Raw genomic sequence first — 18289 nt, 5'->3', positions numbered from 1 at the left:
GTAAACTAGAATGTGAAAAATTTCACTTTCGCTTTATTTTTTTAACGTGTACGTGAAAATTTTCACTAAATCAGTGGATACAATGCTTTCTTATTTAATAAGGAGGAAGAAACCATGAGCAATGAGATAAAAGTGCAAGAGCAAGCAAAAGAAGAGGCAGTAAAAACAATGATTGATACCTTGGTCGAGAATGGTAACCAAGCATTAAAAGACTTTGCTAATTACGATCAGGAGAAAATTGATAGCATTGTAAAAGCAATGGCGTTAGCTGGGTTAGATAAGCACGTATATTTAGCCAAACTGGCTCATGAAGAAACAGGACGCGGTGTTTTTGAAGACAAGATGATCAAAAACATTTTCTCTACAGAATATATTTATAACAGTATTAAAAAAGATAAAACAGTTGGTCTCATTCGTGAAGATGAGCAGAATGGTATCATCGAAATAGCTGAACCGATTGGCGTAGTAGCAGGGGTTACACCAGTAACAAACCCGACCTCTACCACCATGTTCAAAGCAATCATTTCTATTAAAACAAGAAATCCAATTATCTTCGCCTTCCATCCATCTGCACAGAAGTCTAGTGCAGAAGCAGCGCGTACATTATATGAAGCAGCAATAAAAGCTGGTGCTCCAAAGAATTGTATTCAGTGGATTGATCAACCGTCCTTAGAAGCAACTAAACAATTAATGAACCATCCAGGCACAGCTCTCGTATTAGCAACAGGTGGAGCTGCCATGGTGAAATCAGCTTATAGTACAGGTAAACCAGCACTTGGTGTAGGTCCTGGTAACGTACCTTGCTATATTGAGCGAACTGCGGTAATCGAGCGTGCAGTAAATGATCTGATCTTATCTAAAACGTTTGACAATGGGATGATCTGCGCTTCTGAACAAGCTGTAATTGTTGACGCACCAATCTATGAACGAGTAAAACAACTTATGATCTCTAATAATTGTCACTTTTTGACACCTGATGAAAAGGCAAAAGTGGAGAAATTGGTCATAAATGAAAATACATGCGCAGTAAATGCGGATATCGTGGGAAAACCAGCCGCAGTCATTGCTGAAATGGCCGGTATACACGTAGATCCTGAAACGAAAATTCTAATCGCAGAACTGACAGGGGTAGGTGCTGATCATCCATTATCCCGTGAAAAATTGAGCCCTGTCCTTGCATGCTACAAAGTGAAAAATGCGGATGAAGGATTCCGCCGTGCAGAAGAAATGCTTGAGTTCGGTGGCCTGGGACATACAGCGGTTATCCATACAGAAGACGATGATCTTATGGAAGCATTTGGAATGAGAATGAAGGCTTGCCGTATCGTAGTTAATGCTCCTTCTTCTCAAGGGGCAATCGGAGATATTTACAATGAGTTCATTCCTTCTCTAACGCTTGGTTGCGGTTCTTATGGTCGAAACTCTGTATCTACCAACGTAAGTGCTGTGCATATGATCAACGTCAAAAAGGTGGCGAAACGACGCGTGAACATGCAATGGTTTAAGATTCCAGAGAAAATATACTTCGAAAAAAATTCTATTCAATATCTGCAAGACATGCCTGATATCTCTCGTGCTGTAATCGTGACAGACCCAGCTATGGTAAAACTAGGCTATGTAGATAAGGTATTGAGAAATCTGCGCAGTCGTTCTCAATACGTTCATTGTAAAGTGTTTAGCGATGTAGAACCAGATCCATCTGTAACAACCGTACGTAAAGGAACCGAACTAATGACGGATTTCCGACCTGATGTGATCATTGCATTAGGTGGTGGTTCTGCAATGGACGCTGCGAAAGCTATGTGGTTATTCTATGAATATCCAAATGAAGAATTCCAAAACCTATACCAAAAATTCTTGGATATCCGTAAACGTGTTTATAAATTCCCTAAACTAGGTCGCCTAGCTAAATTCGTAGCCATTCCTACCACTTCTGGTACTGGCTCTGAGGTAACACCTTTTGCGGTAATTACTGACCGAGAGAAAAACATGAAATATCCAATTGCTGACTATGAATTGACTCCTGACGTAGCGATCCTTGATCCGCAATTTGTAATGACTGTGCCAAAAGTAATCACTGCTGATACTGGTATGGACGTCCTGACTCACGCGATGGAAGCTTATGTATCCGTAATGGCGAATGATTTCACAGATGGTCTGGCTCTAAAAGCAATTCAGCTTATCTTTGAATACTTGCCACGTGCCTATAAAGACGGTGGAGACGAGGTCGCCCGTCAAAAAGTCCACAATGCATCTTGCATTGCAGGTATGGCTTTTGCTAACGCATTCCTTGGTATCAACCACAGCTTAGCACACAAATTGGGCGCTGAATTCCATATTGCCCACGGTCGTTCTAATGCGATTCTGATGCCACATGTCATTCGTTTTAATGCGACTGTTCCAAATAAATTCGCATCTTTCCCTCGATATGAAAAGTTCATAGCACATGAGCGTTACGCTGAAATAGCTCGCTTGCTAGGACTGCCTGCTAAAACAACAGAAGAGGGTGTAGAAAGTTTAATCCAAGCGGTAGTTACATTAGGAAAATCTTTAGATATCCCAATGAGCATTGAAGCGAATGGAGTAAGTAAAGAAGCGTTCGAAAAAGAAGTGGATCGCTTGGCAGTTCTCGCATTCGAAGACCAATGTACTACTGCTAACCCTAAAATGCCATTAGTTACTGAACTTGCAGAGATTTATCGAAACACATTCAAAGGCGTGTAGAGCTACACAATTTGTGTTAGCTATACCATATAGCTTCTCCTTTCCGATTTCATATGATAACCTTCCCTTCACACTACTAAATTGGGCGAGCCGAATCTGGCTCGCCGTTTTTTTCTTTTCCCTAGGCGACAGCGATATTTTTATTTTAATTGCTTTATTCTTACTATGTAAAAAATTGTAACGAAACGTTTGTTAATTTCAGCATATTTCAGAAATTATATTTACAGTCTTCAAAAAATCAGATAATGTATTACAAAAGAACCATAGCAGTACAGTTGAGAGAGTAGTAAGAGAAGAGTAGATAGGTTTTAAGTGAACAGTGCAGGTTAGACCAGTATAGTACAGGTTTTACAGAGCTGAGGAGGAGAGTTAAGATGAGAAAAGTAACAGGGTTTATCATGTCCATTGGATTAGCGTTGTCATTAGCTGCATGTGGTGCTGCACCAACTGAAAAGCAGGAGGGAGCAACAGCAGCTGGACAAAGTACATCAGATAAGCAGGTCAAAATTGGTGTATCCCAATTTGTACAGCATCCTGCCCTGGATTCCATTTATCAAGGAATTAAGGATGGATTAAAAGATAAAGGCTTTGAAGAAGGTAAGAACCTGGAAGTAGATTATCAGAACGCAAACGGCGAACTGAATAATACGATCACAATTGCTCAGAAGTTTGCCAGCGACAAGAAAGACGTTGCAGTGGCGATTGCTACTCCGTCCGCTCAAGCTTTGGCTAAAGCAATTGGAGATGTTCCAGTAGTATTTACTACGGTAACAGATCCTGTATCAGCAGGATTAGTACCTTCTTTAGATAAACCAGATAAGAATGTAACAGGGACTTCTGATAAATTGTCAATGGAAGTGCAGTTGAAGCTCGTTCAAAAGTTCATTCCTACCATCAAAAAAATAGGTGTCATCTATACTACAGCAGAAGTAAACGCTGAGGTTCAGGTTAAGGATTTACAGGCAGCTGGTCAAAAAATGGGTATTGAAGTCGTCCCAGCAGGCATCAGCAGTCAAAATGAAGTGCAAATGGGCGCTCAATCCTTAATTGGTAAAGTGGAAGCTATTTTTATTCCCATTGATAATACAGTGGTTGCTTCCATTGAAGGCGTACTTGGTGTAGCGGAGAAGGCTAAAGTACCGGTATTTGCATCCGATATGGATACTGTTAAGCGCGGTGCAGTGGCTACGTATGGCATTGATTATTACAAGATGGGCAAACAGACTGGTGAAATGGTCGCACGTATTTTGAAAGGTCAGAGTGTGGCAGATACACCGGTTGAAGTAGGGAAGGATACCGAATTGGTCATTAACGAGAAAGCTGCTCAAAAGTTTGGTTTGACTATTTCAGATGATTTGCGTAAACAAGCGAAAGAAATCGTGAAATAACAAAGAGGGCAGCAATGCCCTCTTTTTAGCGTTTGATTAGATGGATTCATGCTTTGATAAAGCAGAGTTTTTATATGTATATGGTTGAGATTAGAAAGCTGAGATGAGCACAGGAGGATGACAGATGAGTGTAGCAATGATGGGAGCTTTAGAACAAGGATTATTATTTGCGGTTATGGCTTTAGGCGTCTATCTTACGTTTCGGATACTTAACTTTCCGGATTTAACGGTAGATGGGAGCTTTGCTTTAGGTGGGGCGATGGCAGCTACATTGATTACGGAAGGAACGCATCCCGTGCTAGCTACATTCGTTGCCACAGGAGTCGGGGCATTAGCGGGAGCATTTACAGGAGTACTCACTACTAAAGGTAAAATTAACGGTTTACTTGCAGGGATTTTAACCATGATTGCCCTATACTCGATTAATTTACGGATAATGGGTAAATCAAATGTTCCCTTGCTACGTGAAACAACACTGTATTCAATAGCACAGGATATGTCTATTCCAGACTTTACTGTTAATGGTATTACATTCTTTTCGGGAGTTGCCTTGCTTTTCCTGTTGGGAATCCTAATCTTAAAAGGAGTCTTAGATTACTTTTTACATTCTGATGTAGGACTTGACCTTCGTGCTACTGGAGATAATCCAACTATGATACGTAGTTATGGTGTTGGTACGGATGGAACATTAATTATGGGACTCGCCCTTTCTAATGCACTGGTGGCTTTATCTGGAGCACTGATTGCGCAATATCAAGGCTTTGGTGATGTAAACATGGGAATCGGCATGATTATCATCGGGCTGGCCTCTGTTATTATCGGAGAAGTAATTGTTGGAGATAAAAGCATCATGAGAGCCACATTAGCAGTTATTATTGGCTCTTTGTTGTACCGGTTTGTTATTGCATACGCACTAAAAATAGGCTTGTCACCTGGGGATATGAAGCTGATCACCGCTTTACTTGTGATCGTAGCACTTACTTTACCAAATGTTTTGCGTGGGATGAATAAGTACCTGCCTGTCATAGGTAAAGGAGGAAACAAATCATGCTAAAGCTAACAGATGTATCTAAGCTATTTTATGGAGGAACAGTAAACGAGAAAATCGCATTACAGCAGATTCATTTACATTTGAAGCCAGGTGATTTTGTCACAGTAATAGGTAGTAATGGAGCAGGCAAATCAACACTGCTAAATATGATCGGCGGAGCCTTGTTGCCAGATAGGGGACAAGTACTTATTGATGGACAGGATGTAACACGTAGGGGAGAGCATCAACGCGCCAAATATATAGGGCGAGTATTCCAAGACCCAATGGCGGGAACTGCACCCCATATGACCATTGAGGAAAATCTAGCTATTGCTTTAGCCCGAGGAGAGCGTAGACTGTTCCGGCTAGGCGTCACTAAGTCAAAACGAAACTTATTTCGTGAACAATTGAGCATTTTGGAGCAGGGATTAGAAGATCGTCTGCAAGCTAAGGTAGGTCTATTATCTGGAGGACAACGTCAAGCTCTGAGCTTGTTAATGGCAACTCTTACTAAGCCAAAAATCTTGTTATTAGATGAACATACCGCAGCACTCGATCCGAAGCGAGCAGCTCTCATAACAGCACTGACTAAGCGAATTGTGGAGCGTGATCAGCTAACGACTCTGATGGTTACGCATAACATGGAGCAAGCACTCACACTAGGAAATCGATTGCTGATGCTCCATGAAGGTAAAATCATTTTGGACGTAGGGCAGGAGAAAAAAGCTAACATGACTACAAAGGAACTGTTACAGGCTTTTGAAACAGCGCGAGGAGAGAGCTTTACGGAGGATCGGTATTTGCTGTCGTAATAGATTTGGGTTTGAAAATGTAAAAGCCAATGCTTATGGTCAAAAGACCTGGGCATTGGCTTTTTATATGAAAATCCCTATTAGCCGTTGATCAGACGACCAATGATTGGATAGTAGTACGTTCTACCTGTAAGAGAGTAGAAGATACCTTTGATTGGGCAGTAGAGTGCCATGATTCCGAATACAATGAGGAACGGAATGCCGATTAGTATGAACGACAATGCCCAAGAAATAGCGATCAAAACAGACATAGAAATATGGAAAACGAGTGCTTGCAGAGCTACGTTTTTTACATATCGATCAGATGCGAGTATCCAAATAATAATGGGCCCAATAATGGGAGCAAAAAAAGTGCTGGCATGGGAGAGTAATTTTAAGACTTGATTCATTTCCATAGCATAAACCTCCTATTCGTTATTGCAAATATCACATGAGTAACGATAGATTCACATGATATCACGTTCTAAATGAAATTTCAAAAAGTCATGCTCTTCTTTTACACTTTTATTTTACAAGTGAATCAATGGTTTTTATACCAGCAAACGAATGATTTTTATCTCCTTCTCAAGACTGAGGCGATAGTTAAATGATAATTGAACTATTGTCGAAATTTATATCTGAATTTATCGAAAAAAATAAAAAAATGTAAAAGGAATTTAAGAGGATGAAAAGAATGGTAAAAAGATACCCGAATAAAGAGTTTTTACAAGGGGAAAGGGAGGTTTTCAGATGAAGTGGAGAAAGACGATGTCCGCGATGCTTGCATCCGCACTGCTTTTTAGTACAATTGCAGGCGTGCCAACCATTACGGAAGCTAAGAGCAAGAAAGATACGAAGCAGCAAAAGCTTCACCAGAAGAAGAAAAAAGAAAAGGTAACGACCAAAGACAATTTTTCACCGGTAGATGAATCCACTCTCAACCTTGATCGTTTAGCGAAAAATCTACAGGCAAGAGGCATTATCGCTGAAGATGCTACCCAGGATGAGATTCGAGATTCTATCAAGGAATACCTGGAGGATAAGCGCATCCCAAGTGGGCCAGATACCTCCAGTTCATTTGGTGCTGAGGCAAAGCGTAGTCAAGAAGTTGCTAAAGAAGAGGTTATTCAGAATGTAGCTGAATTCAAAGGAAAGAAACGTTCTAGAAATTTTGATGATAATATGTTTGTTGATAATATCGTCGTTAGCCTCGTTGAGTTCCCAGATAGACGCCACAATGAATTACCAAAAGTGAAAGATTCGATTTGGACAGCTGATTTTAATGAAGAGCATTATGAAAAAATGTTGTTTGAACCGGGAGGATACACAACGCCAGAGGGCACGCCAATGACCACAATGGCTAAATATTACGAAGAGCAATCTCGTGATACCTGGTCGGTAAATGGCATAGTAACACCTTGGATAACCGCTGAACATTCTTATAAATACTATGGAAAGAATCGGAACGGTGGAGATGCTCGCCCACGCGATTTAGTAATTGAAACTTTGGAACAGGTAGGTCAGGCAATCGCAGGTCATGAGGAAGAGTACGATCAACGTGACCCTTACGATCTTGATGGTGACGGGGATCTAAATGAACCGGATGGCATTTTGGATAATCTGATGTTGGTACATGCTGGTATCGGGGAAGAAACAGGGGAGGATGATGATGCGATCTGGTCACATCGTTGGACGCTAAAAGAGCCTGTAAAGATACCAGGAACAAATTTACTTGCGTATGATTACATGATTCAACCCGAAGATGGGGCACCAGGTGTCTTCAGCCATGAGTATGGTCATAATTTGGGTTTACCGGACTTATATGATACGAATAAAGGCGGGCATGATTCTCCAGTTGGAGCTTGGTCATTGATGTCAAGCGGTAGTCACACAGGCTATGTATTTCAAACAGAACCCACCAGTCTTGACCCTTGGTCTAAAATGATGCTACAAGAAATGTACGGTGGGAAATGGGTATCTCCGCAGGTGGTAGATTATGCTGACCTACGTAAGAAACAGAGGTTTACATTGCACGAAGCGGTAAACCAAGATATTGATAATAATATGGTACTTAAAATTGATATGCCTGAGATTATTAAGGATGCGCCAACAAAGCCCTTTCAAGGTGAATATTCTTATTTTTCCGATGAGGGTGATAATTTAACAAGTACGATTACAACTCCTGAAATCGACCTCACGGATGCTACGGAAGCGACAATGACTGTTGATATGTGGAGGAGTATTGAAAAAAATTACGATTTCTTATACCTAAATGCTATTGATGTAGACACAGGCGAGGAGGAAATAGTAGAAGATTGGAGCGATGATCCCGAAGAATGGGAAGAAGAGGAGATCGATCTCTCTGATTATGTCGGTAAAAAAGTGAAATTTCAATTTGAGTACGTGACAGATGCTGCAACGACGAGACAAGGAGTATATCTGGATAACATCGTGGTATCAGCTGATGGTGAAGTGGTATTTAAAGATAACGGGGAAGGGAAGCCTAAGATGGAATTAGACGGCTTCACCCATTTCAATGGAAAAGGTAAAGAATATGATGCCTATTATCTCGTAGAATTACGCTCTTATAACGGTGCTGATGAGGGATTAAAATATTTTCGCCGTGGAGAAACATTTTTAACCTATGATCCTGGAATGGTTGTTTGGTATTACGATGGGCGATATGGTGCAACGGAAGATAACAAAACCAGCTTGCATCCTGGACATGGAATGCTTGGTGTAGTTGATTCTCATCAACAAATTCGTTATTGGGATGATAACAAGAAGAAACCAGCCGATGCTCGTTACCAAGTAAGTGATGCTGCATTTAGTCCAAATCCTACAAGTGAAATTAATCTTGATTATATCTTGGGTAAGATGTGGAGTCCATCTCGGAAGGGTGTAACAACCTTCTCTGATGAAAAGGATTACTCGATGCCAGGTCTAGAAGATGTAGGAATGGTACTACCACAGGTAGGTCTTAACATCAAGATTAAGGATGTTGAGGATGATTTTACAAAGGCTACAATTGAAGTGTGGAAAGACTAGGTAATAGGAACAAAAAAGACAACTTGTTAGAAAGTCTTCACGAAAAATTAGAAAATAGGTTACATCAATTCGAGCATTTGTGATAACATATGAATTGTTGGAAATAGCAACCTATTTCGACAAAAATTTACAAAAAATGTCGATCACCATAGAAAAGCCGCAGGTGGCTGGACACCTGCGGCGATCGCAAATAGTCGTACGGGGTAGGTAGCCGTTCGAGTCAGCCATGGCCACTTTTCTGTTTATTAGACAGACTAGTGGTCATTTCCGTTTGGCAGAGGCGGTCAGCAAGGCTATGATGAGTGTCCCAAACGTAATCATCAATGATAAGCCTTCATACACTGACATATGCCCACCCCCTTTCTGTGGGGATACGGTCCGCCTTACCGTCGTTTGACTTATCTGCTTACATTTTATTATATCATGATATTTTCCTTTGTTGTATTATTTTGTAAAATGTCATGATTGTTAAATCATTTTTAGACCGCTAATTAAAATAATAGCGCAAATCATGTAACGTAAATGAATAGTAGGTACTTTAAGCGCAAGCAAACTCCCAATAAAAACACCAGGAATCGAACCTGTTAACAGTTGGAATACGGTGGCATAATTTATGTTTCCATATAAAATATGAGTAAAACCAGCAGCGGTAACTAGAAAGAAAGCGTGGGCAATATCGGTTCCGACTGTTGAGGCACCTCGCATCTGAAAAAAGTAAAGCAAAACAAGGGCAAATAGGGAACCACTGCCGACAGAAGTAAGTCCTACGATAAAGCCTAAAATGGCTCCTGAGGTAATGGCTAAAATACTTTTTTCTTGCGTGGTTTTTTGTTGCCATTTGTTTGGCTTCACTTCTTTACGAGATTGGATCGTTTTAATCAACATGACAATAGGAATGAGAATCAGGGCAAAACCTAATACCTTTTTGACTACTGCATCAGCTGAACCGAAATTCGTTTGTATCCAATGTAGAAAATGGACTGCGAGAATGGCACTGGGAACACTTCCAATACCTAAGTAGAGTACAATGGTCCAGTCGATGGTTTTTTGTCTCCAATGCTGGAGAGTTCCAAATATTTTTGTAATGGAGTTATATACAAGATCTGTTCCTACGGCAATCGTTGGTTGAATTCCCATCATGATTAAGAAAGGCGTCAGTAATGCTGCCCCACCTACTCCTGTTAATCCGACAAGAAAGCCAACTAACAAACCGATGAGAGTTAATGAAATATCGATCATGCGAAACCCTCTCTTCCATGGGCGAATGCTACCTTACATGGTATGGAGTGGTTAGAATCGGGGTGCGTATCGACAAAAAAATAGGCGAAAGGCAGTTGTTATGTGCTAACTGTGTTTCTATTGTTGACTGTATATGGAAAGATTCGCTACAATGAATGCGAATCTATTTATGAAAAAAATCACTTCTTACGCTATAGACTTTCGAGTAATTTTTCCGCTGTTATAGTATAAGGGATCACTTATTTTGAAAGAAGGAAAGGAGCCTTGCAATATGGAACACGAGGTTGACTTAAAGGAGTCCGGCACCTCTTTCCTAGATGATATGGATACAAAACAAGTGCAAACTGAACCCGCAACGTTATCAGATTATGTACAATTAATGAAGCCAGGTATTATTTTTTCTAACTTACTAACTGCTTTTGCTGGTATTTGGCTTGCTTCAGCAGGATTTAAAAATTTTCATTTTGACCTTACGATTTATACGTTGATCGGAACTTCTGTAATTATTGGCTCTGGTGCTGTATTAAATAACTATCTGGATCGAGATCTGGATAAAAGAATGAAACGGACGCAAAACCGTGCCTTAGCATCAGGACGAATCCAACCACGTAATGCATTGATTTTTGGACTAGGTTTATTATTGCTTGGATTAATAGTGTTGTTCTTTCTAGCTAATCCACTGGCAGCAGTCTGTGGCTTGGTGGGTCACATTTTTTATGTGCTTATTTATACACCGATGAAGCGTGTCAGTACTTTGAATACCGTGGTAGGCAGTGTCTCAGGGGCAATGCCTCCTTTAATTGGATGGGCTGCGGTAACAGGAACGCTTGATTTGGGAGCTTGGACTTTGTTTCTAATAATTTTCTTGTGGCAATCTCCTCACTTCTTGTCATTAGCTATGATGAAAGTGGAAGATTATCGAGCGGGGGGTATCCCAATGCTCCCGGTGGTACGAGGATTTGAAGAGACCAAGCGTCAGATGTTCTTCTGGGGATCTGCCTTATTGCCGGCATCACTTATTTTATTCCTATATGGTAATGTAGGTATGTTGTATTTTATTGTCGCATCCATCATGGGAATTATTTACCTAGTACTTCTCTTCCAAGGTTTTTCAGTCAAGGATGATATGGCATGGGCGAAAAAGCTATTTGGTTATTCGCTCATTTACTTAACAGTAATGTGTGCAGCCATGGTTATTAGCGCTATTTTGGTTCACTTATAAAAAAGTTTGAAAAGTTGACATGTTTATCACACATTTATACAGGAACATCTCTTGCAAAGCGGGGGATGTTTCTTTACTGTTAAAGAAAGTAAGAAAAAATTCGGAATAAAGGAAGTTATTCAAAAAGATGGCGGTTACATTTTTGCGCCAGCTAGGTTCGTTGCTTCTTCAAAAAGATTTGCTACATTGATAAAAGAGGTATGAGAATGGACAAAAATGTAAAACGATTAGCGATCCTCTCGACTGTTGTTATGTTTATCGTGATGATTGCTGGTTCTTTAGTAACCAAAACTAACTCTGGTCTTGGCTGTGGAAATGATTGGCCACTGTGTAATGGGAAGTTTGTTCCCTCGTATGCTTTGGAGTCAATCATTGAATACGTTCATCGATTAACAACCGGTCTAGCGGGAATTGTAGTGGTTGTCTTTTCTATTTACTCCATTTATAAATACAAAGGTAATAAAGAAGTATTAGGACTAGCAATATTCGGAATGTTTTTTATTGTAGTAGAATCTATTCTTGGTGCCTCTGCTGTCATCTGGCCACAATCTTCACCTGTCTTAGCTCTACATTTTGGCTTTTCTTTGCTCGCATATACAGGAGTATTTATGCTCACTATGTTTGTTATTAACCATGAACGTCTTCAGAAACTAATTAAGGGAACTGTAGATAAAGGCTTTGGTTTATATGTGTGGATGGTAAGTGTATACGCTTACGGGGTTGTGTATCTGGGTGCCTATGTACGTCATACAGGCTCCAGCTTGGGCTGTTCAGGCTGGCCGCTTTGTAATGGGAAGCTAATTCCGGAATTGAGCGGTCAGGTGGGTGTTCAGTTTTTACATAGGGTGGCTGCTGCTGTATTGGTGCTACTAATTATCGGAATTTATGTATATGCTGCCAGACATTATAAAGAATCACGTAAAGATATTTATACCTGTTCTAAGCTAGCGCTGGGATTGGTTATTCTCCAAGTGCTTAGTGGGGGATTAGTGGTATTTGCTAATTTAGAATTATATGCTACTTTGATCCATTCTGCCATCATTACAGTATTTTTTGGAATACTATGTTATTTAGGTTTACAGACATTGAAGAGGCCATCCTAAAAAAGTGGAGATGGAAAAGAGCGAGGTTTTCTCGCTCTTTTCTTAGGTTAACGAATTATTAGATGAAGAAGCATGATCATCTTCCTTGTATTCGTCCTGTAAAACGGAGTATACCTTAGAATCACGCAATTCCCCTTTGATTAACACATTTTTACGCAATGTTCCTTCATAAACCATCCCCAATCTTTGCATGACACGTTCAGATAGAGTGTTGGTTGCTTCGCATTTACCTTCCATTCTCACGAGTCCAATTTCTTTAAAACCATAAGCCATTACAGCTCTAAGCGATTCGAATGTCATTCCTTTTCCACGATAGTCAGGATGTAGGACTGCACCTAATGAAGCGCTTTTTTCTTTATCTGCATATTGGAAAAGGCCGGCCACTCCAATGGTTTTACCAGATTCTCGATGGTAGATCGCCCAAATGAATGCTTTTTTCTCCGCGCAATCTGCCATGCGTTTCTCTAAGTACAAAACAGTATCCAATTTACTTTTATGGATTTTTCTAGGCACGTGATGTGTAGTTTCTTCCTTTGAAAAGATTTCAAATAGGTCATCGGCTTGATGTAAGGATAAATGGAGGAGCATGAGCCGTTCGGTTACGAGAACAGGGTAGTCGGTTATCATTAATCAAACTCCTTTGTAAGTATTAGTTTCTTATACGTATTTTTTCTTATTCTATGTATATCACAGGTTTTGGTAGAAACAAAAGAATATCTCCAAAACTTTCATCACTATCTTTTCTGAAGCAACGCTCTTACTTCTGGTACAATAGAGAAAAGCAAACAAATGATCGATAGAGGTGGAAGGATGCGCATTTTGCATACAGCAGACTGGCACTTCGGCAGATTGCTAGAAGGTCGGGATAGACGAATAGAACAAGCGGCTTTTGTAGACGAACTATGCCAGATTGTTGAGGACAAGCAAATAGATTTAGTAGTGATTGCAGGTGATGTGTATGACTCTGTAAACCCACCTGCGTGGGCGGAGGAGCTTTATTATGAAGCCTTAGAAAGATTGTCAGCAGAAGGTAAGCGCGGGGTAGTCGTTATTGCAGGTAATCACGACCAACCAGAACGGGTGCGCGCTGCTTCGCCACTGGCTCATAAGCATGGAATTGTGTTGCTCGGATTACCTAAGGAACAACCCTTGCTTACTAAAGTTGATACATCGGCAGATAAAGTAAGAATAATTGATGGCGGACCATCCTGGTTTGAAATTGCGATTCCAGGAGTAGAGCATACAGCCGTAGTTGTGGCTTTATCATATCCTTCAGAAGCACGATTAAAGGAATTAGTTAGTGAAAGCTTTACACCAGAGCAAATGCAACAAGCATTTAGCGAGAGAATCAAAGATCTTTTGCATGATTTAGCTAGCCATTTTCGTGAGGATACTGTCAATATCATGACGAGCCATCTGTTTGCTATGGGTGGACTTGAAACCGATTCGGAGCGTCCGATACAGATTGGGGGGACGCATACAGTTTCACTGAATGCATTCCCTCCGCAAGCAGATTATGTTGCATTAGGTCACTTGCACCGCTTGCAAAAATTGAGTGAAACACCTTTGATTCGCTATAGTGGTTCACCGTTATCGTACAGCTTTTCGGAAGCAGGACAAAGCAAGGCGGTAGTGATGGTTGAGATTATTCCAGGTCAACAACCGACAGAAGAAATTATTTATTTGAAATGCGGTCGAACCTTGGCAAGATGGAAGGCGACTGGCGGAATAGCAGAAGTAGAAAAGTGGTTAGAAGAAGGTAAAGATGCAGATTGTTGGATTGATTTAGAAATTCACGTGGATGATGTGATTGATCCCGCAGAGTTTCAGCGTATACGCAAGTTGAGCGATAACTTTGTAAAAGTACAGCGTGTGCTTGTTGCTTCCACAGAGCAAGAGAAGCAGGAAATTGAAAAACGCGAGGAATTGAATCCTGTACAGCTTTTTACTCGTTTTTATGAACGTAAGCGTGGAACATCGCCGGATGAACAGGTTATCCAGTTATTTTCCCGTTTGATGATAACCTCTGATGCTGAGACAAAGAAACAGCCAGGAGGAGATGAATAATGAAACCTATTCACTTGAAACTATCAGGATTAAATAGTTATCGGGATTTGCAAGAGATTGATTTTGAAACGTTATGTGAAGCGGGATTGTTTGGTATTTTTGGCCCTACTGGTAGCGGTAAGTCAACCATTTTAGACGCGATTACGTTGGCGTTATATGGACAGGTTGTTCGTACAGGCGGAGGTTCACATCCACAAGAGGTTTTAAATCAATTGGAGTCACGGTTGTTTGTCTCTTTTACCTTTGAATTAGGAAGCGCGAGCCAGCGACAACGATTTACCATCGAGAGGGAGTTTGGTCTCAATAAAAACGGTAATCGAAAGCAACCGGAAGTTCGTTTAATTCAACATGGATTACTTGATGATGAACAAGATCAGGTGCTGGAGTCTAAAGCCACAGCGGCTACATCTATGATTGAAAAGCTAGTGGGTTTGACCATTCACGATTTCACACGAGCGGTTGTGTTGCCACAAGGTCAATTCTCTAAGTTTTTGACCTTAAAAGGCAGTGAGCGAAACGAAATGCTCCAGCGTATTTTCCATTTGCATGAGTATGGCGAAAAGCTGATGTACCGAGTTAAAGAACAGATTGATAGCAATAAATTGTCTCTGCATCAATTAGAAGTGGAAGAAGCACGACTAGGGGATGCCAGCAAGGAAGCTGTTGAAGCGGCGACTCAGGATGCAAGAGTATTAGAGCAAGAGTATGAGAAAGCGGCGCAAATCCAAAATGCTTTGTTGAATCAAAAGAATGAATGGGAACAAATTCGCAAGTGGCAGTTCGAATTGGAAGAAATTCACCAACAACTGACAGAGCTTGAAGAGCAGGCTCAACAAATCATGTTGCGAAAAAAGGAGATAGCTAAGCTGGAGGCCTCTGTTTCCCTTTATCCATTGGTGCAGAAGGAAAGTCAGGCGATAAAGCTATGGGAGGAAGCTAAGCAACAGTTGCTTACTAAAAGAGTGGAGCGGGAGCAAGTCGAGCTGCGTAGTAAAGAGGCAGAACAAGTAAGCCAACAAACCCAGCAGCGTTTGCGACAAGAAGAGCCACAGCTAATCCAACAGCGAATCGAATTGCAACAAGCCGCAGAGTGGGAGCAAGAAATAGCAAAATTAGCTCAGGAGATCGGTCAATATCAGGCAGAGATTCGTTTATTACAGCAACAGATACATCAGGATGATTCTTTGCTATCAGCACTTGATCAGCAAAGAGCAGTAGCCGCTCAAGACTTGCAAAAGCTTGATGCAGAATGGCAACAGATCTCGTTGAGCACAGAGGAACGCAAGGCGATTCGTGCGATGCAACAGGCTAAGACTGCTTTTGTTCAGGAAGAGCAACGCTTTATAAGCGCCGAGCGTGAAGTAACCGAACTATCTCAAAAGGTACAGCTTGGTCAAACCCGATTAAGAGAAGCGGAGAACTTATATATAAAAGCTCATGGAAGAAGTACAGAGACCGAAACATCGTTGGGTGAAATAGAAGCTCAGCCGATCAAAAGTGAAGAAGACATTACTCGGTTACGTGAACAGCTAGTAGATGTAAAACGTATCGGCATTGATTGGCGTAGCTTTGAAAAAAAACAGGGCGATTGGGAATTAAAATGGACCGAATGGACTGCTTTGCATGCTGATGTAACAAAGAGATTACAGCAGGCAGAACAGACGCTGCAACACATAGAAACCAAGAGGAAGACTACTCAGGAACAGATAAAAGAGTGGGAGACAGATTGGTCTTCTTGGCAACAAACTAACATGGCTCATACGCTACGTTTACAGTTAAGAGCTAATGAAGAGTGCCCGGTATGTGGATCGACTCATCATCCTTATGAGGATGTAGATGAGGAGACAGGCAATATATTGCAGACAAAAATCCAAACAACTTCGCTACAACAGCAGGAAATCGCTCTACGTGAGCGTCGTGTTCATTTAGATCACCTGCTGGAACAGGCGGAACAAGAATGGAAGAGTGCTTCGGAAGCTTGCCAGCAGATGAGAGTTGAGCTGGCTGGTTTATTGGAACGAAAAGATTCCTTGCAAAAGGAAAACACACAGATCGAGCAAGACTTGCAATATATGAAACAGCAACTAATTCAATTGGGCGAAGAGTGGATTGTAGCGTCTGTTGATGAATTGGGCGGGAAGTTCAAACATGTGAGCCAGGAAGTAAAAGAACTCTCAGAACAACGCCACCATTTTGTGAAACAGCTAGATGAATTACAAAAGCTTCTGCGTGAACAACGTGATGAAGAATTAGAAAAGAAGGTTCAACAAGAAAAGATTACCACCTGGTTAGAAAGTCAACAGGAGCAATTGCAACAAGCCAATCAGCGTCTATTGGACAGTAAACAGGCCTTGTTAACGGCAGAACAGCAATTGGATGAGCTTCGGGGTGAAATACCACGTGACCAGATTGAAGCATGCCACTCTAGAATGGAAAAGATGGAGCAGAGACAGGAGGAACTGCGTACACTACGCGTGAATCTGGAAAAGACGCTAGAGGAATTACAACATCAAAAGCAAGCCAAAGTAGAACAGCGTGGGGAAAAGCAAGCGAGATTAACAGCGCTACAGCAGCGCTATGAGGATCGAGAGGCACAGTATAAAGAGAGACAAGAACGATGGCAGTTACGTACTCAAGGTAGGCCGGCTAATGAACTATTGCAGTCGTTGGCACGAAATTTACAGGAGCTACACGCAGCAGCAGAACAAGCAGATGCTCTAAAACTTCAGCTAACGAATGAGCGACAACAGTTGGTAGAATCATTGGTTGCATTGGAAGAAACAAATTTACAGCTTACGAAGCAAGCAAAGGAATTGGAATTGGAAGTGGAACAAGCTTTATCACATGCTGTATTTGCTGATCGGGAGACCGTCTATGAAAATTATGAGCGACGAGCTTTTTTGGAGCCTTATCAAGCAGAAGTAGAAAGCTACCAAAAACAGCTAACGGAATTGTCATATGCCAAGACACGTTTGATCGAATCTCTTGCTAATCGTTCTGTAAGCGAGCAGGCTTGGAATGAGCTATATGCCTCCTTTACAACAGGAGAGCAACGGTTGTCTGAATGTAGGGAATCGTTAACGCTGGCCAAAGAAAAACTTCTAACCGTGCAACAAAATCACGAGAAATGGAAAAAAATAGAGAAAGAATTCGGTGCAGTCATTGATGAACAGAGCCGTTTAGAAGAGTTAAGAAAGCTGTTTGAAGGAAAAGCATTTGTTCAATATATTGCTGAAGAAAAGATGATGACGATTGCCCGTGATGCTACCTATCATTTAGGACGTATGACTAAAGGACGTTATGCACTGGAAATTGGAGATGGTGGAGAGTTCGTATTGCGTGATGAAGCAGCAGGTGGACTGCGCAGAGCCGTTAACACCTTATCCGGAGGGGAAACATTCTTAACAGCATTAGCCCTAGCCTTGGCCTTATCAGTTGAAATTCAAATGCGTGGAGGTCGTTTGGAGTTTTTCTTTTTAGATGAAGGGTTTGGAACACTAGATCCTGAGCTACTAGAAGTTGTGTTAGATGCTTTAGAAAAACTAAGAATGAGTCAATTTACAATTGGACTAATTAGTCACGTACCGGAATTAAAATTGCGTATGCCGCGACGACTTGTTATTACCCCTGCTGAACCGCTTGGATCTGGTAGTCGCATTCATATGGAGATGGAATAG

The 18289-nt window shown here is 41.2% G+C and carries 13 protein-coding genes; 9 read left to right on the top strand and 4 right to left on the bottom strand.

Features of this window, described 5'->3' with window-relative positions:
• The first annotated feature begins 114 nt into the window (after positions 1–114).
• The 4 genes from adhE (at position 115) to BrL25_RS07795 (ending at position 5954) form a co-directional block, all read left to right on the top strand.
• Positions 115–2724, top strand: a complete 2610-nt coding sequence (gene adhE, locus BrL25_RS07810; RefSeq protein ID WP_018670304.1) for a bifunctional acetaldehyde-CoA/alcohol dehydrogenase — start codon at positions 115–117, stop codon at positions 2722–2724.
• 374 nt (positions 2725–3098) lie between these two features.
• Positions 3099–4112 (top strand): ABC transporter substrate-binding protein, encoded by a 1014-nt coding sequence (locus BrL25_RS07805; RefSeq protein ID WP_018670305.1) that lies wholly within the window; start codon positions 3099–3101, stop codon positions 4110–4112.
• Between the two features lie 124 nt (positions 4113–4236).
• Positions 4237–5166, top strand: a complete 930-nt coding sequence (locus BrL25_RS07800) for an ABC transporter permease (protein ID WP_018670306.1) — start codon at positions 4237–4239, stop codon at positions 5164–5166.
• Positions 5160–5954 carry an ABC transporter ATP-binding protein gene (locus BrL25_RS07795; protein WP_018670307.1) on the top strand — a complete coding sequence of 265 codons (795 nt, stop codon included), beginning with the start codon at positions 5160–5162 and terminating at the stop codon, positions 5952–5954. The genes BrL25_RS07800 and BrL25_RS07795 overlap by 7 nt, the downstream gene beginning before the upstream one ends.
• An 80-nt stretch (positions 5955–6034) precedes the next feature.
• On the opposite strand, the gene BrL25_RS07790 is transcribed toward BrL25_RS07795, so the two are convergent.
• Positions 6035–6349 (bottom strand): DUF4870 domain-containing protein, encoded by a 315-nt coding sequence (locus tag BrL25_RS07790; RefSeq protein WP_018670308.1) that lies wholly within the window; start codon positions 6347–6349, stop codon positions 6035–6037.
• A 334-nt stretch (positions 6350–6683) separates the two neighbouring features.
• Here BrL25_RS07790 and BrL25_RS07785 point away from each other — a divergent pair, with 334 nt between their 5' ends.
• Entirely contained in the window at positions 6684–8981 is a 2298-nt protein-coding gene (locus BrL25_RS07785) for an immune inhibitor A domain-containing protein (protein WP_018670309.1), read from the top strand.
• Between the two features lie 261 nt (positions 8982–9242).
• Here the strand turns inward: BrL25_RS07785 and BrL25_RS24740 are convergent, their stop codons facing one another.
• Both BrL25_RS24740 and BrL25_RS07780 read right to left on the bottom strand, forming a co-directional pair.
• Positions 9243–9302, bottom strand: coding sequence for a putative holin-like toxin (locus BrL25_RS24740; RefSeq protein WP_231929061.1), 60 nt, complete (start codon positions 9300–9302; stop codon positions 9243–9245).
• A gap of 147 nt (positions 9303–9449) precedes the next feature.
• The gene (locus BrL25_RS07780; RefSeq protein WP_026315037.1) at positions 9450–10217 is read right to left on the bottom strand and encodes a sulfite exporter TauE/SafE family protein; all 768 of its coding nucleotides are present in this window, start codon (positions 10215–10217) and stop codon (positions 9450–9452) included.
• Between the two features lie 274 nt (positions 10218–10491).
• Between BrL25_RS07780 and cyoE the strand changes: the two genes are divergently transcribed.
• Positions 10492–11442, top strand: coding sequence for a heme o synthase (gene cyoE / locus BrL25_RS07775; RefSeq protein ID WP_018670311.1), 951 nt, complete (start codon positions 10492–10494; stop codon positions 11440–11442).
• 206 nt (positions 11443–11648) lie between these two features.
• Positions 11649–12545: a COX15/CtaA family protein gene (locus BrL25_RS07770; RefSeq protein WP_018670313.1), complete on the top strand. Its 897-nt coding sequence runs from the start codon at positions 11649–11651 to the stop codon at positions 12543–12545.
• 42 nt (positions 12546–12587) lie between these two features.
• Here BrL25_RS07770 and BrL25_RS07765 read toward each other — a convergent pair whose 3' ends face one another.
• Positions 12588–13172 carry a GNAT family N-acetyltransferase gene (locus tag BrL25_RS07765; RefSeq protein WP_018670314.1) on the bottom strand — a complete coding sequence of 195 codons (585 nt, stop codon included), beginning with the start codon at positions 13170–13172 and terminating at the stop codon, positions 12588–12590.
• 183 nt (positions 13173–13355) lie between these two features.
• Between BrL25_RS07765 and BrL25_RS07760 the strand changes: the two genes are divergently transcribed.
• Positions 13356–14612, top strand: a complete 1257-nt coding sequence (locus BrL25_RS07760) for an exonuclease SbcCD subunit D (RefSeq protein WP_018670315.1) — start codon at positions 13356–13358, stop codon at positions 14610–14612.
• The gene (locus tag BrL25_RS07755) at positions 14612–18289 is read left to right on the top strand and encodes an AAA family ATPase (protein ID WP_018670316.1); all 3678 of its coding nucleotides are present in this window, start codon (positions 14612–14614) and stop codon (positions 18287–18289) included. Before BrL25_RS07760 ends, BrL25_RS07755 begins: the two co-directional genes overlap by 1 nt.

This window comes from Brevibacillus laterosporus DSM 25, assembly GCF_002706795.1.
Classification (GTDB): Bacteria; Bacillota; Bacilli; order Brevibacillales; family Brevibacillaceae; genus Brevibacillus_B; species Brevibacillus_B laterosporus.
This window is presented reverse-complemented; position numbering and strand designations above follow the sequence as displayed.

Coding starts and splice junctions, on each gene's coding strand:
- adhE (WP_018670304.1), top strand. CDS start 115: ATGAGCAATGAGATAAAAGTGCAAGAGCAAGCAAAAGAAGAGGCAGTA.
- BrL25_RS07805 (WP_018670305.1), top strand. CDS start 3,099: ATGAGAAAAGTAACAGGGTTTATCATGTCCATTGGATTAGCGTTGTCA.
- BrL25_RS07800 (WP_018670306.1), top strand. CDS start 4,237: ATGAGTGTAGCAATGATGGGAGCTTTAGAACAAGGATTATTATTTGCG.
- BrL25_RS07795 (WP_018670307.1), top strand. CDS start 5,160: ATGCTAAAGCTAACAGATGTATCTAAGCTATTTTATGGAGGAACAGTA.
- BrL25_RS07790 (WP_018670308.1), bottom strand. CDS start 6,349: ATGGAAATGAATCAAGTCTTAAAATTACTCTCCCATGCCAGCACTTTT.
- BrL25_RS07785 (WP_018670309.1), top strand. CDS start 6,684: ATGAAGTGGAGAAAGACGATGTCCGCGATGCTTGCATCCGCACTGCTT.
- cyoE (WP_018670311.1), top strand. CDS start 10,492: ATGGAACACGAGGTTGACTTAAAGGAGTCCGGCACCTCTTTCCTAGAT.
- BrL25_RS07770 (WP_018670313.1), top strand. CDS start 11,649: ATGGACAAAAATGTAAAACGATTAGCGATCCTCTCGACTGTTGTTATG.
- BrL25_RS07765 (WP_018670314.1), bottom strand. CDS start 13,172: ATGATAACCGACTACCCTGTTCTCGTAACCGAACGGCTCATGCTCCTC.
- BrL25_RS07760 (WP_018670315.1), top strand. CDS start 13,356: ATGCGCATTTTGCATACAGCAGACTGGCACTTCGGCAGATTGCTAGAA.
- BrL25_RS07755 (WP_018670316.1), top strand. CDS start 14,612: ATGAAACCTATTCACTTGAAACTATCAGGATTAAATAGTTATCGGGAT.